This is a genomic window from Stieleria maiorica (genome assembly GCF_008035925.1).
GTDB lineage: Bacteria > Planctomycetota > Planctomycetia > Pirellulales > Pirellulaceae > Stieleria > Stieleria maiorica.
The window spans coordinates 5598816-5613450 of sequence record NZ_CP036264.1; the positions used below are offsets into that span (position 1 = coordinate 5598816).

A 14635-nucleotide genomic window follows, 5' to 3' on the forward strand; every position below is an offset into this window, starting at 1 on the left:
CCAAATGGCAAAAAACGTTCTCGGAACCGACTTGGAAACCTGCAGCACCGATCCCCTGACCGGGTTTTACCGCGACGGGTGCTGCAATACCGGCGCCTCAGATGCCGGGCTGCACGTTATCTGTGCGGTGATGACCGCCGAGTTTCTGGAGTTCAGTAAATCGCGCGGCAACGACCTGAGCACCCCCAACCCGCTGTACCGGTTCGATGGGCTGCAACCGGGCGATCGATGGTGTTTGTGTGCGGCGCGATGGAAAGAGGCCTACGACGCCGGCCAGGCTCCCCAGGTGGTTCTCCGCGCCACCCATGTCTCGGCGCTGGAGTTCGCCTCTCTGGAAGAGCTGCAGGAGCACGCCGCGGACGAATCGGAGCGGTAGTTTCGGCCAGCTGGGCAACCTGCGGCGGCCGGGGCCTTCTATTGACGATAACTTTTTGTCGCTCCTATACTCCGCGATTGACACTTGTGCGACATTGAGGCTCGCCCAGCCAGATCGCTTTCCATTCGTTTCCCCACCGATATCGGCACGTCTCGCTTAGACAACGCGGACAAGACCACACATGAAAGATCGCCAGGCCCAACTGGAACAGAACATCGTCGCCGAGAATTTGGCCGGCTTTTACAAGAAGATCGAGCCCTATTCGAAACTGATCCTGACCGTGTTGGTGATCGTCGTGGTGGGGCTGATCGGTGCCGGGCTGTACTCCAGCGGCGAAGTCGCCAAACGCAGCGACGCGACACTGCAGTTGCTGATGGAAAACCCGGAAGTCGCATCGCAGTACCCCGACACCGTCGCCGCGGCATGGTCGCTGTTGTTCCAGGGCAATGACAGCTTGGCCCAAGGCATCAATTCGCTGTACCAAGACCGTGACGAAGCCGAAACGCTGCTGTCCCAAGCGAAAGACCAATTCAGCGACGCCCGCTCGGCGTCCGACGATAAACTGCTGCTCTCGCGTGCCAATTTCGGCTTGGGCATGGCCGCCGAATCGCTCGGCGAAATCGATGAGGCGATCGAGGCCTACAAGCGGGCGGTGGACGCCAACGAGTCCGAGCAGATGGTCGCCGTGGCCCAGGAACGCATTGATCGACTGTCCAACCCGGACACGGTCGAGTTCTTGGCCTGGTTCTCCGAACAGGACTTTGCACCGGCCGACCCCTCGCTGCCGCCAGAATTACCCGGTGCGTCGACTCTGCCGGATCTGCCCGATTTGGATCTCCCCGATCTGAACCTGGGCGACGACATGAAGGCGACCGAAGAACCTGCCGCGCCGATCGAAGGCGGCCTGGAATTGCCGGAAACGACTGAGCCGGAAACGACCGAGCCGGAAACGACCGAGCCGGAAACGACCGAACCGGAAACGTCTGAACCGGAATCGACTGAGGCAGAAACGACCAGCGTAGAGACGGCTGAGGAAGAAGCTGAAGACGCGGCCGAGTAGACTGGCCGGTCGCGCGCCTGCGTTCTGCCCCCCCGCCTCGTTCCAAGGCTCCGCCTTGGAACGCAATGCAAGTGTGGCTCCCGCCACACACCGCGTGCAACGAGAGGCGGAGCCTCTGAATAATTCCGTTCCCAGGCAGAGCCCGGGAACGAGGCCAGAGGCCACAGAGGCGGAGCCTGGGAACGAGCAAAGAAACCGCACGCTTCCTGCTGGGGAGAACCTTGCAAACGCTATCCAGTCCCCTACCGTGAACACCGCATCCCTTTCCAACCACAACGTCGCCATTTCCGACTCCACGCCCGACGACACCGCAGCCGATCCGGTGTTCCGCGACTTCGTCGTCTCGGACTCCGCGGCTAACCAGCGCATCGACCTGTTTCTGACCAGTGCCTGCGACGGCTATAGCCGCAGCCAGATTCGCTTGGCGGTCCAGGAAGACGGTGCGGAGGTGGACGGGCGGACGGTGCGTCCGAGCTTTCGGATCAAGGCTGGACAATCGATCCGATTCCGGCTTCCCGAAGCGTTTTCCGATGAAGTCATCCCGGAAAACATTCCGCTGGAACTGCTGTATGAAGACGACGGATTTGTCGTCGTCAACAAGCCGCCGGGGATGGTGGTTCACCCCGCCCGTGGCAACTGGCAGGGAACGCTCACAAGCGCGCTGGCGCACCGATTCCAAAGCTTGTCAGATGTCGGCGGCCCGACGCGGCCGGGAATCGTCCACCGGCTCGATCGCGACACCAGCGGCGTGATCGTCGTTGCAAAAACCAATGCCGTCCACATGGCGCTCGCCCAGCAATGGCATGATCGCGAAGTCGAAAAGGAGTACTTTGCGATCACCGTCGGCCGTCTCGATCGCGACCGAGACGTCGTCGATGCTCCGATCGGTCGCCACCCCTACCAACGTGACAAGATGGCGATTCGCGAGAACCATCCGACCACGAAACCTGCCAGCACGTTCTACGAAGTGATCGAGCGAATCGGTCGCTACAGTCTGGTTTGCGTTCGCCCCAAGACCGGACGGACCCACCAGATCCGTGTGCACCTGGCCCATCTGGGCTGCCCCATCTTGTGCGACCGACTGTATGCCGGACACGCCGTGGCCAGCGAATCGTGGCTGCGGGGTCAGGGCTCGATCGACGGCAGCCCCGAAGTGTTGGACCGCCAGGCGCTTCACGCGCGACGGTTGACACTGTGCCATCCCCAAAGCGGCGAATCGATGACTTTCGAAGCCCCCCTGCCGGATGACATCGAGCGGACGATCCAGGTGATCCGCGAACGAGATCACCGATGACTCCGGGGGTGACGACTGGTTACAATAGATGCCGTTCACCCCGTTCCACGCTCTCGCCCAAGCCAGCCCATGTCGTCCGCCGCAAGCGATTCGAAAACCGAAGTCGGCAGCTATTTCATTTCGAACTACCCGCCGTACAGCCAATGGAACAAAGGTGCCTTGGACGCGGTGGTTTCGGCACTGCATAGCCCGCCCAAAGAGACCACGCCGCTGGGGTTGTACCTGCACATCCCGTTTTGCCGAAAACGCTGCAAATTCTGTTACTTCAAGGTCTTCACCGATGTCACCGCGCCGGAAGTCCAGCGGTACGTCGACGCCCTGTGCAACGAGATCTCGATGGTCAGCGAAACGGAGATCATGAAAGATCGACCGTTCCGCTTCGTCTACTTCGGCGGCGGGACGCCCAGCTTTTTGTCCCCGAAACAGCTGACCAAACTGGCCGAACGTCTGCGCAAACACATCACCTGGGACGGTGCCGAAGAGGTCACGTTTGAATGCGAACCGGGGACGTTGAGCGAGACGAAGGTCAAAACGCTGCGTGAAGAACTGGGCGTGACGCGATTGAGCTTGGGGGTGGAAAATTTTTCGGACACGCTGCTGGAAGAAAACGGCCGCGCCCACTTGTCCAAACAAGTCTTCCGGGCCTGGGAATGGATCGCCGAAGCCGAATTCCCCAACGTCAACATCGACCTGATTTCGGGCATGGTCGGCGAAACCTGGGATAACTGGAAAGACAACATTCGCCAGGCGATCGACATGTCACCCGAAAGCGTGACGATCTATCAAATGGAGTTGCCCTTCAACACCGTGATCAGCAAAGGGATTTTGGAGAACCACACCGAAAGCCCCGTCGCCGATTGGGCCACCAAGCGGGCCTGGGTGGATTACGCCTTCAATGAGTTCCTCGATGCCGGGTACAGCATCAGCAGCGCCTACACGGTGGTCAAAGATCCGTCCAAAGTGAATTTTTCCTATCGCGATAATCTGTTCAAAGGCGCCGATCTGCTGGCCACCGGAATCGCCAGTTTCGGACACGCCAGCGGCGTGCATTACCAAAACGTCGCCGAACTGGAACAGTACCTGTCGACGATCGAATCGGGGTCGCTGCCGCTGGGACGTGGCTATGTGCCGACGGACCATCAACGGCTGATCCGTGAAATGGTGTTGATGCTGAAGCTGGGCTATTTGCAACTCGATTACTTCAAGAACAAGTTCGGCGTGAATATCCTGGAACGCTGGCAATCGGAGTGGGACAAGTATGTCGAAGACGGCTGGGCGACGGTCAATGGAGACCGAATCGAATTGACCCGCTATGGATTGCTGCGGGTCGACGCCATGTTGCCAGCCTTCTTCGAACCGGAACACCAGAATGTCCGATACACGTAGCACCGATTCCTTCTCCTTTGCGATGGGGGAATTCGACGCCACGTTTCCGCTGGACCGCCGATACGCCAAAAACCACATGTGGGCCAAGTGCATCGGGACCGCCGAATCGGCAGCGGATGCGACCTGGCGATTCGGGCTGACCGCCTACGCCGTCCGCTTGCTGCAAGACGTCTACTTTCTGGACTGGGAAGTCGATGCCCCCGAGTCCGTCCAGCAGCGACAGATGATCGGAGCGATCGAGAGCAAGAAAGCAGAAAGCGATCTCTATGCGCCCGTTACCGGCACACTTTCAGCGATCAACGAACACGTCCTGGCCGACCCGTCGCTGATCAACGCCGATCCCTATGGTGCCGGCTGGATGATCGAACTGGCCGTTGCGAACGACGATACCACGGCGCTGTTGGTCCCCGACCAATACGCCCAGCACCTGACCGAAGCCTGGGAAATCGCCCAACGCACGATCAAGGGGCAGGCGAATTTTTAGTCCGCAAATGGCCGATGCACGAACGGTCATGGCCTATTTCGTTTTCGTAGCTGCCGTCGCCAGACGGCGGTTTCCTTCACCGCCTGCTGATGCCAGCCCGCATGCGTAAGCAAGGGGCAACGCGGTGCCCCATGCTCGTGCGGCGTGTGGCATGTCCGCACCAATTTTGGCACACCGGTTCAATCGAGAGGCCATCCACGCTCTGGCGAGCGTAGCTACGACATTATTTCCCGTCGACCATTTAGCCGATCGGCATTCCGTAGCGTCCAGACACACCGTCGGATCAGAAACCGCCCGGGGCGGTGAATTCGGCGTAGTCGCTGAATTCATCGTGGTGTTCGGGGGCGCGGTTGCTGAACCGGGTGAAGTCGGATTCCCAAGTCAATTGCACGTCACCGACCGGACCGTTCCGCTGTTTGGCGATGATGATTTCGGCCTGGCCGGCGTACTGGGCGCGTTCTTCACCACGGTGGTAATACTCTTCACGGTGGACAAACATCACGACGTCGGCATCCTGCTCGATGGCTCCGGATTCGCGGAGGTGACTGAGCTTGGGCCGGTGGTCCTTGCTGTCTTCGGCCTGACGATTCAACTGTGACAAACACAACATCGGCGTCTCGAGTTCACGCGCCATCCCTTTCAACCGCCGCGCGATCTTGGCGACCTGCTCCTGTCGCGGGTCGCGCGAGTTGTCCGGTTCGATCAGCTGCAGGTAATCGATCACGATCAGCCCCAGGTTGCCGTGGCGACGCTTGATGCGGCGGGCGGCGGCGGCGATTTCGCTGACCGTCCGGCTGGGTGAATCATCGACGAAGAACGGCGCGGTGCTGATCTCATTGGCTTTGTTGATCAAACGGGTTTGATCGTCGGCGCTGATCGTTCCGTTCCGCAGTCGGTGTCCGTTGACGCGGGCCAGCGAACACAGCATCCGGTCGGCCAATTCGATGCCTGACATTTCCAAGCTGATGAACAGGACGGGTTGCTGCATTTCGATGGCCGCATGTTCGGCGATGTTCATTGCCAGCGCGGTTTTGCCCATCGAAGGCCGGGCGGCCAGAATGATCAATTCGCCGTTGTGCAACCCGCCGGTCATGGTGTCGTAGTCGGCAAGCCCCGTCTCTACCGTCCCGTCGGTGACTTCGCCGCGCAAGCGGGCTTCCATCCGGTCCATCGCCGCATGCAAGACATCGTTCATCGAGTGCAACGAGTTAGACGATCGACCGTCCATGATCGAGAACACTTTCTGTTCCGCCTGGGCACACAACTCCCGCGCGTCACTGGACTGGTCGTAGGCGTCGCGCAGGATTTCGGTGCTGGCGTTGATCAGATTTCGATAGACCGCTTTCTCGGAAACGATGCCCGCGTAATAGACTGCGTGGGCGGCGTTGGGCACCGCGTTGGAAAGCTTGGCCAGGTAGGCGGCGCCGCCGATCTTCTCGAATTCGTCGGAGGTTTTCAGCCGCGAGACGAGCAACATGACGTCGATCTTTTCGCCGTTGTCGTACATCTCGCGCAAATGCGTGTACAGGATCCGATTGGCGTCGTCGTAGAAGTCATCGGCCTTCAGCGACGCGGTGTCGTCGCAGACTTCGGGTAACAACAGGATGCTGCCCAACACCCCCATCTCCGCTTCCAAATCATACGGTGGTTGACGCTGCAGGATTTCAGCGGCGGACAGCGGTTTCTTCTTTTTCTTGTCCCACGGACGTTCGTTTTGGTCAGCCATACAGATTCCGATCCCTGGAAGGTTTTGAAGAAGCGTCCGTTAGCATACGCCGAGTGATCGTCACGACAAGGGTCCGGAAAAACGCAGGACTCCAAGTCGGCAGACGGCGAATGACAGAAAAATTGGGGGGCAGAAAAATGAAAAGGGTTAACGGAGAAACAGACAAGAAAATGGGTGACTAGAAAATCAGGGCAGCTCAGGAAACTGGCGACTGACGACTAAAAACTCATCCCGTTTTCAGCATCGATTCGATACGTCGGATCGCTTCGTCGGCCGACAGGGCGGCCTGGCCCCTGCCGACGCTGCGGCCGGCGTCGAGCCATTGGCGGACGCGTTGGTTGGCCAGGATCGCGGTGCTGTGGCTGCGTCCCCCGAAGTGTCCGCCGATCTCCGAAAACGCGCTGCTGGTCATCTCGCGGGCCAAGTACATCGCCAACATCCGGGGTTCGGTAATGGACTTGGTTTGCGAGCCCGACTGCAGTGATTTGGAGTCCAGCTGAAACACCTTTTCGACGGCGCGTTCGATGGAGGAGAGCGTGATCGGGACACCGGAGGAGCGGAGCAGATGGGCGCCGTGCTGGCGGATCTGGTCCATCGTCGGCATTTGCCCGTACATCCGTTGCAGCAGGGCGACCAGATTGACGATCCCGCTGAGCAGTCGTCCGTCGCCGCCGGCGACCGAGGCGATTTCCTGCAAGGTCTGCTGCGGCCAGGGGATCAGGCAGCGGTCTTCGGCATAGCGGGCCAGCAATTGCTGCCGTGTCTGGGCGTCCAACCCTTCGACTTGGCAAACCAACCCGGAAGCCAAACGTCCGGACAGCTCACCGCCCAATCCGTTGATCTCGTTGGGGGCTTTCGTCCCGGCAAACACCAGCGGTTTGCCGACTTCGGCCAGCATTTCGATGGTGTGATGCAGCTCGCGGATCGTCGCCTTTTTCTCCACGAAGAACTGGATGTCATCGATCAGCAAGGCGTCGGCGTCGCGAAAGCGAGAGCGGAACGCGGGCAAACAATTTCCGTTGAGCGCCTTGATGAAATCGTTCGTGAAATCTTCGGCCGACAGAGAAACGACCCGTCGCATCCGATGCAGGCTGCGGAGCTTTCCCGCTACGGCGTTCAACAAATGTGTTTTTCCAGACCCCGGCGGCCCCCACAGCACCAAAGGTGACGCGCTGCCGGGGTTTTCGATCGCCATCTTGCACGCCGTTCGCGCCAGCTCGTTGCACTGGCCGCCGACGAAAGTTTCCCAGGTGCATTCATTTCGCTGGGGCGAGCCGTTGCCGGTCGAATCGGGCACCGAAGGCTTGGCCGCGCGGTGTTCCGCCGCGGACTGGCGCGGCGGTTGGTTGTGGGCTGCGTCGATCGCCAGCGGCGATGTGCCCAGCGTTGATTTCCCAAGCGACGGCGCGACGGAACCGGGTTTCGGTCGGACGGGTTTTCGCGAGTCGGTGCCGTCACGCAGAATCGACTGCAACGACTGCGCGCCGCGGTGATGGTGACGCCCCGATCGCTTTGCCGCCGCCGGACGGGTGCGCCCCGCAGCCTGTCCGGCAACTCGCCGGGCAGGTTCGCCGGAGCCGGTTTGATTGACGCCGGTACCCGTTTGATTGACGTCGCCGCTCGGGCGGACCTCGGCCGCGGTGCCTTCAGCTGAGCCGCCTTCGTCGGGGAACGGCAACTCGGCCTGACGCGTCGGCCGGTCCTCCACGTGAATTCGGATGGACGTCGACGTGCCACAGGCCGACGCGGCAGCCCCACGCATCGCGGACAGGTAATGGTTGCTCAATCGATCGGCCGCGAATTGGCCAGCAGCGATCGCCACGATCGAACGCGGTGCGGTCGGCGATTCGGGGGAACTGACAGCCGATTCGGCCGCTTCGAGTGCGAAGCGAACGCCCGAGAACCAAATCTGGAAACGCTCCTGCCCCACACGTTGCTTCAAAGCCTCCTTGAATGTCGCGATGACGTCCGAGTCATCGGTGCAGCCTTGCGGTGTGGACATACCGGGAGCGCAGTCCTCCATCATGGATGTTCGCGGGATCGGTCGGGATCCGATCAGATGACACTGACATGCGGCCACGCATCTAAGTGCGGTGTCGTTCTGATCGGTGGGGATTGTCGGGTGCCGATCGATCCGGAAAAGCAGCCAAAGCGTTGGCAAGAATAGCAGCCAACCTAGCTCCGCTGGGTGGCATTTCAGCCTCCCGGATCGACAGGTTCTTGACGGTCGCGGGGTGAAGCATCTTTGCCCCCCGGTGGTGCGGCCCGCGGTTGGTGCGGCGGTCGCTGTGCTTTTGGGGCGCGATTTCTTCACGTCGCGTTCATCAAGTGGGGCAGATTCTATGTTTGCTAGCACGCAAGTCAAACCGATTGCTAGCAACTTGCGGATGCTTTTTTTTTCGACGCGGAGGATCATTCAGCTGGGGCAATAATTCCCGGTCGCATGCCCGTCGGAGGGCTCGCCGGCAGTCAAACCTGCCCGTCTTGTCAGGGTTTTCCGGGGCGTGGAAAAAGTGTCGAACGCTCCCGATGCCGTCATTTCCCCCGCCCCGAAAAACGCCGCAACCCCTTGCCATCCAAGCACTTGCAAATCCACCGTGACAACCGGAGGCGAAAAAGGGCCATCTTTCGCAGAGTGTTCACAATCGCCATCGGGCCAGGAAATTCCTGTGCCGAGTGCGATCGGGCGTCGGGCAATCCGAGGCGCTGACGATTAGCATTACAGTATTGGACAGATGTGCTCCTAATCATTTAGGCACTCGTCCGATTTCCTTTCAAACTTCCGTCCCGATCCACAAGGGGCACCATCGATCGGCGAGCCCGGTTCGATGGACGATATCGGGTGGACCGGATATACTTACCATGTCGTCACGCCGACGGCATCACACCGTAAACTGAGAAGGCTAATGGGGACCAAGCAACTCACCGACCGCCAACGGCGGGTATACGAGTTGATTCGAGAGTTAATTCTCAACCGGGGCTACGGACCGACCGTTCGCGAGATTGGCGAGGCATTTGGCATCAAGAGCCCCAACGGGGTGATGTGTCACTTGCGAGCGTTGGAGCGAAAAGGGCTGATCCACCGCAGTCCCAACAAGTCACGGGCGATCGAATTGACCGAAAAGATCGACCGTCACCAGCACAGTTTGCCGATGGCTGGGATGGTCGCGGCGGGAACGACGGCATTGGCGTTTGAGCAGAGCGACACCATGGATTTCAGCGGGATGTTCTGCCAGAACGACCGCTTCATCCTGCAGGTGTCGGGTGATTCGATGATCGACGCCCACATCCAGGACGGGGACTTTGTCGTCATCCAAAAACAGGAAACGGCCGAGCCCGGCCAAATGGTGGTGGCAGAACTCCCCAGCGGCGATTCGACGCTGAAGTTCTGGTTCCCCGAGAACGGCCGCATTCGGCTGCAACCGGCCAACGCCGAAATGTCTCCGCTGTATGTCGAGGACGCCAAAGTCGTCGGCGTCGCCGTCGGCGTCGTCAGAAACGGGCTCTAACGCCGGCTGGTCGACGACGTCACGCCATCAAAACGACGAACCCCTCCCGGGCTGGGAGGGTTTTTTGCTTGTGTTCCGGGGGCTCGTTACGGGAGGCTCGTTCCGGAGACTCCGTTCCGGGGGCTCCGTTTTTCCAGAGGTTTTATCTCTTGTCGCGTCTGCATGTGTGGCAGGAGCCACAGCGCCAGTGCGTTCCAAGGCGGAGCCTCGGAACGAGGGCTAAGCCTTGGAACGAGGCCTTGGGGGCGTCGTCCCCTGGGATCCCTATTCGTCGGCGGCGCGCATGAACGGGGTCAGCACGGGTTCGTAGCGGCAGAATTCGCTGTCATCGAAGTAGATCTTCAATTCTCGCTTGGCCGCTTCGGCACCGTCGCTGGCGTGCACCAGGTTCATCTGGCGGCTGCTGCTGAAATCGCCGCGAATCGTTCCGGCGGCGGCATTCAGACCGCTGGTCGCGCCCAGCATGTCACGGACGACTTTGATCACATCCAGTCCGTCGATCGCCATGGCAACGATCGGGGCCGAGGTGATGAACGATTCCAGGCTGGGATAGAAAGGTTTTTCGACGTGTTCGGCGTAGTGCTTTTTCGCCATCTCCGGGGTCACTTTCAGCATCTTCATTGCAACGATGTTCAAGCCTTTCGCTTCGAACCGCGCGATCAGCTGTCCCATCAACCGCCGCTGGACCGCGTCGGGTTTCAGTAGAACCAGGGTGCGCTGCATCAGATCACTCATCAAAAATTAACTCCACTCGTGCCTTTCAATTGATAGCGGCACCGGCGTAGGACTTCGTGCCGAGCCGTTTCGAAACGATTTCAGGTCTAATTATCAGCTTCTGTCGCGGTTGCGCGAAGCGGGTATTAAGCGAAGCCTGGGGACGTGCTAGATTCAGCCCCGCGACGCAAACGGTGAACGTGTTTGCCGGCGTGTCGCGCGCCCTAGCCCGGCGTTCTTCGTGCCCGGGGACGTGGGTTGAATCGATCAAGCAATGAGAACCGAATGAAGGCGACACGATGACCGAAGAAGAGCAGCACGACGACGCGTCCCACGGTGACCAGCCGCACTCCCACGCCCATGTGCATTCCCACGGATCGGGCGGCAAGAAACGCATCTTGCTGGTGCCTTATCCCAAGTTCATTTTCATGTACCCGACGTTGATCGTCGCGATCATCGCGACGTTGGTGCTGTGGTTCGGCGGACATTCGATCGCCGATCCGGCCGACACGACGCCGGTGGTGATGACGGGATTGTTCCTCTGCGTGATGATGGCCAACCTGTTTGTCATCGTCTTCGACTTCCCCCGCGCCACGTCCTTGACGTTGGTGTTCATCGTGACCACGGTCGCGATGGGGTTGTGGCTGCTGTTCCTTTCGCGGCCCGACCTGTTGCCTGCGGTCGGGCACTGGATCAAGGGGATCCGGCCGGTCGCCAACACGACGTTTTTCATGTGCACGACGATCGGGATGGTGTTGATGTATGCCGCGGTGTTTATCAGCACCAAATTCAATTACTGGGAATTGTCCAACAACGAATTGTTGCATCACCACGGTCTGCTCAGCGACTTGAAACGCTACCCCGCCCCGAACCTGCGGGTCGACAAGGAGATCAATGATGTCTTTGAATACATGCTGCTCGGTGCGGGGCGATTGATCCTGCATCCGACCACCGAGAAGCGCGCCATCGTGCTCGACAACATCCTGTTTGTAAGCAAAAAGGAAAAGCAGATGACGAAGATGCTGGGATCGATCAAGGTCAAGATCGGCGAGGACAGCGGTACGTAGCGAGCGTTCCGCCCAAGCTCAGTTTTCGATTGGGCTGGACAGTCGCCGTGCTCTCCGAGGTCGGCGCGGGGCAATGCTTCGCTTTTTCGCGCCCGCGCCGAGTTCGGAGAACACGGCGACTCTCCGAACGCATCGACGAGTGGGCAAGTTGAGTTGCCGTAGACCGCTAGCGGACGGATCGGTTGTCGCTTGAGTCATCCTCATCCAACGTGCCTGCCGTCTCCGGCCGTTTGCGAAGCGGGGCGAGCATCCGGTCGAGCGCTTTGAGAGCGACAGGCATCGCCGCCCCGGCGTCTTTCCATTGGTCCCACCAGTTGGCGACGACCGCGCCGACCGATTCGTCGCCGAGCCGCCAGAGGCCCACGGCGGTTTGGATGGGGAGCGGGTCGGCGCGAAACAGCTCCAAATTTGCACCGGCGGTCAACACGACCGGGACGCAGCCCAGATCCCAAGGCAGGGACGTCCGCCGGTGAGTCCCCGAGCCAAAATCTTCGGGATGACTGGTCGCTTCGACGTGCCCCAGCGTGGCCGCCAAATGGCGTCCGACGGCAACTTGCGTGACCCAAAACGCCAGCCGAAAAATCTCGCCCACCGCCGGATCGGCGTCGGTCAGCATGGCTTCGATCCAGACCCGGCACTGGCCGGAATCGAATCCGCCGTCGCCGCCGCGGACCGGCTGGACCAACAAGCAATCGACCTCATCGGGCCACCACTTTTCCGGCGGCGTCGAGCCCCAGATCAATCGCGCGGTTTCGATCAACAACCCGGGCCCGTAGGTTTGCCAGCGATCTTTTAACGGCCCGGCGCGTAGATCGAGTTGCTCTTTCAGCTTGGGAAACCGCTGTTGATACACGATGCGACATTGATCCAGCTGGCTGCCCAGTGCCGCCGCGGTCTGGTCGATCTGCAGCTCGCTGCAACCGGCCGATGCGAGGGCCGAGGGACACGCCTGGCGGGCACTGCGTCCGGCGGCCACCGCCGCGAACAGCGCCGACCAGAACGCCCGAACATCGGTCAACGCCGAAACCAGCCGCGTGTTGATTTCGCTGGTCGGTCCCAGCAGCGCCGATTCGGTCCGCTGGTCGCTGCAGACCCCGCCGGTTGCGACGACAAACGAAGCGTGGATCACGCTCAAGTCGACCGCGGGCTGAAATCGGAGGTTTGATTTCTTGGCCAAGGCTCTCAGACTCGTGGGACCATCAGGGGGTGGAAGACAGCTGGGACTGAATCCATTGTTCCAATTCGTCAAAATCGACGGGCGGAAGCTCCGACAAATCCGGTCGCAATTTCACTGCGTCGTGCAAATAAAAGTGCTGGATTTCCTTCTGTGATTTCACCGTGTTCCAGTGCAACAAGACACGGATGCAGCGTGGCAACGATTTTTCCACGGTGATTTCGTAGCCGCACAACAACGGGACCTCCAGCCAGCCGAGCTGTCGCGCGGCCAGTGCCGGAAATTCGGCCGTCAAATCCTTGGTCACCGTGAAGTAGGCGCTGGCCAAGTCCGCCGTGTCGATCCCGTTCTGGCGGATCATCAGCGCCAACAACTGTCTCGTTGCCAGCAGGATTTCGTCACGATCATCCGCTTGGACCGTTGTCGCACCGCGGACGCCTCGGCAAGCCAACATACTTTTTGATTCCTTTGGGCAGTGGACCATAACTCTGTGCGGGCGACGCCCGCCACGCGCCAGTCCCCGGTTTCACCGCCCGCCCGATTGGGACGGTGGTCCGATTGGACGGGTTTCCTGATGCCGATTTCGCCGTATAAAGCTTACTCGGAGACGCCTACTATAGGGGCCAAATGGCCGCGCCGATAACCGTCTTACCGCACCGACGACATTCGACCACACCTTTTCTCAGATCGGAAACCGAAGATGAGCGCTCACCGTTCGCCCTATCAAGAACGAATTATCAAGAATTACTACCAAAACCGGGATTCGATCGGAATCCAAAAGGCCCAGGAAGCGGTCACCGAATTGTACCTGAGCCAAGGTAAGAAACGCGAAACCGTGTGGAAACGGCTGTGCAGTCACCTGGAAAAGGCCGGGCTATCGGCCGAGCAGATCGCGCACCTGAGAGAAAAAGATGATCCCGCCCTGGTCGCCGAAGCCATCGGAAAACTTGCCTGAGGGCGATGAACCACGAGTGACATCAGCCGATTCGCGCAAGCGTTCGGGCCTCAGCGGCGATCAGGGCCCCAGCGGCGATCAGGGCCCCAGCGTCGATCGCGGCCCCAGCGTCAATGGAGGCCCGTAGGCTGGCGCCAAACGGCGGATCCCAAGCGGGTTTCGCGGAATCGAGAACGCCAAAATCCTACGAACGAAAACACGAACCGATCGTAGGAGCGTGTGGCAAGAGCCACGCCGGCAGTGCGTTCCAAGGCAGAGCCTTGGAACGAGGCAGCGAGACAGTGTGTACCAAGGCAGAGCCCTGGAACGAGACAGCGAGACTGAAGAGCGCAAGCGGCCGACATCGCGACACATGACCGGCCGACGGCGGAACTCGCCAAGGGTTTCGGGCGGGGCAGTGAGGGCGCGAAACACTGGGCGAACTCCGCAGACGCGATTTCCCACCGGCAGTGGACGACCGCCGGCTAGTTGCGATCGCTTTTTTCTTGAGCGCGAGCGGCTTTCAGTGCGGCGGCTTCACGAGACAGTTTAAACTCGGGCCCGCTGGGGAAGTACTGCACGTCGTCTTGCAGGTAATAGGGGCTCGGCAGCGTCTGCCCGTTGATGCCCACCTGGCAACCGGTCGCACCGGCCAGGCAGGTGCCCGCTAGCAGAGCGATCGCGGTAACTCGTGTGATGCGTCCAGTTGTCGATTTGCGGCTCATGGCTTCCATGCCTTGTGTGAATCGTCACGTACCGGGGCCATCGAGTGAACTCGATTCCCGTCACAACCGGTATCGGATGAATAACCGGCAGAGATTAACCGGGCACCAAGAAATTGTCGAAATCGTGCCCCGGCGGCGCGATTCCGCCAGGGGACGAGGGCGAATCGCCAAGTGAATCGCTGGATT

Annotated in this window: 14 protein-coding genes; 8 read left to right on the plus strand and 6 right to left on the minus strand. The window is 60.2% G+C overall.

Features of this window, described 5'->3' with window-relative positions; genetic code table 11:
- Nucleotides 1-4 precede the first annotated feature (4 nt).
- From Mal15_RS19025 to Mal15_RS19045, 5 genes are all read left to right on the plus strand, one after another.
- A complete protein-coding gene (locus Mal15_RS19025; RefSeq protein ID WP_147869221.1) occupies nucleotides 5-376 on the plus strand; it encodes a DUF2237 family protein in 372 nt (123 codons plus the stop codon).
- Between the two features lie 181 nt (nucleotides 377-557).
- Nucleotides 558-1436, plus strand: a complete 879-nt coding sequence (locus tag Mal15_RS19030; protein WP_147869222.1) for a tetratricopeptide repeat protein — start codon at nucleotides 558-560, stop codon at nucleotides 1434-1436.
- A gap of 322 nt (nucleotides 1437-1758) precedes the next feature.
- Nucleotides 1759-2730 (plus strand): RluA family pseudouridine synthase, encoded by a 972-nt coding sequence (locus tag Mal15_RS19035; protein ID WP_147872194.1) that lies wholly within the window; start codon nucleotides 1759-1761, stop codon nucleotides 2728-2730.
- Nucleotides 2731-2799: 69 nt separating this feature from the next.
- Complete coding sequence (locus tag Mal15_RS19040; RefSeq protein ID WP_147869223.1) at nucleotides 2800-4116, plus strand: coproporphyrinogen-III oxidase family protein; 1317 nt, start codon at nucleotides 2800-2802, stop codon at nucleotides 4114-4116.
- Nucleotides 4100-4600, plus strand: a complete 501-nt coding sequence (locus tag Mal15_RS19045; RefSeq protein WP_147869224.1) for a glycine cleavage system protein H — start codon at nucleotides 4100-4102, stop codon at nucleotides 4598-4600. Before Mal15_RS19040 ends, Mal15_RS19045 begins: the two co-directional genes overlap by 17 nt.
- Nucleotides 4601-4883: 283 nt before the next feature.
- Here the strand turns inward: Mal15_RS19045 and dnaB are convergent, their stop codons facing one another.
- Nucleotides 4884-6326: a replicative DNA helicase gene (gene dnaB, locus Mal15_RS19050; RefSeq protein ID WP_147869225.1), complete on the minus strand. Its 1443-nt coding sequence runs from the start codon at nucleotides 6324-6326 to the stop codon at nucleotides 4884-4886.
- Between the two features lie 226 nt (nucleotides 6327-6552).
- The gene (locus tag Mal15_RS19055) at nucleotides 6553-8328 is read right to left on the minus strand and encodes a DnaA/Hda family protein (RefSeq protein WP_167546914.1); all 1776 of its coding nucleotides are present in this window, start codon (nucleotides 8326-8328) and stop codon (nucleotides 6553-6555) included.
- A gap of 826 nt (nucleotides 8329-9154) precedes the next feature.
- Between Mal15_RS19055 and lexA the strand changes: the two genes are divergently transcribed.
- Nucleotides 9155-9835 carry a transcriptional repressor LexA gene (lexA, locus tag Mal15_RS19060; RefSeq protein ID WP_233902885.1) on the plus strand — a complete coding sequence of 227 codons (681 nt, stop codon included), beginning with the start codon at nucleotides 9155-9157 and terminating at the stop codon, nucleotides 9833-9835.
- A 264-nt stretch (nucleotides 9836-10099) separates the two neighbouring features.
- On the opposite strand, the gene ndk is transcribed toward lexA, so the two are convergent.
- A complete protein-coding gene (gene ndk, locus Mal15_RS19065; protein WP_147872199.1) occupies nucleotides 10100-10558 on the minus strand; it encodes a nucleoside-diphosphate kinase in 459 nt (152 codons plus the stop codon).
- A gap of 290 nt (nucleotides 10559-10848) precedes the next feature.
- On the opposite strand from ndk, the gene Mal15_RS19070 reads away from it, so the two are divergent.
- Nucleotides 10849-11616 carry a hypothetical protein gene (locus Mal15_RS19070; RefSeq protein ID WP_199773687.1) on the plus strand — a complete coding sequence of 256 codons (768 nt, stop codon included), beginning with the start codon at nucleotides 10849-10851 and terminating at the stop codon, nucleotides 11614-11616.
- 166 nt (nucleotides 11617-11782) lie between these two features.
- Here Mal15_RS19070 and Mal15_RS19075 read toward each other — a convergent pair whose 3' ends face one another.
- Both Mal15_RS19075 and aroH read right to left on the minus strand, forming a co-directional pair.
- The gene (locus tag Mal15_RS19075) at nucleotides 11783-12793 is read right to left on the minus strand and encodes a hypothetical protein (protein ID WP_147869227.1); all 1011 of its coding nucleotides are present in this window, start codon (nucleotides 12791-12793) and stop codon (nucleotides 11783-11785) included.
- A 22-nt stretch (nucleotides 12794-12815) separates the two neighbouring features.
- A complete protein-coding gene (gene aroH / locus Mal15_RS19080; protein ID WP_147869228.1) occupies nucleotides 12816-13244 on the minus strand; it encodes a chorismate mutase in 429 nt (142 codons plus the stop codon).
- Nucleotides 13245-13490: 246 nt separating this feature from the next.
- Here aroH and Mal15_RS19085 point away from each other — a divergent pair, with 246 nt between their 5' ends.
- Complete coding sequence (locus tag Mal15_RS19085) at nucleotides 13491-13745, plus strand: hypothetical protein (protein ID WP_147869229.1); 255 nt, start codon at nucleotides 13491-13493, stop codon at nucleotides 13743-13745.
- Nucleotides 13746-14209: 464 nt separating this feature from the next.
- On the opposite strand, the gene Mal15_RS19090 is transcribed toward Mal15_RS19085, so the two are convergent.
- Complete coding sequence (locus tag Mal15_RS19090; protein WP_147869230.1) at nucleotides 14210-14449, minus strand: hypothetical protein; 240 nt, start codon at nucleotides 14447-14449, stop codon at nucleotides 14210-14212.
- Between the last annotated feature and the right edge of the window lie 186 nt (nucleotides 14450-14635).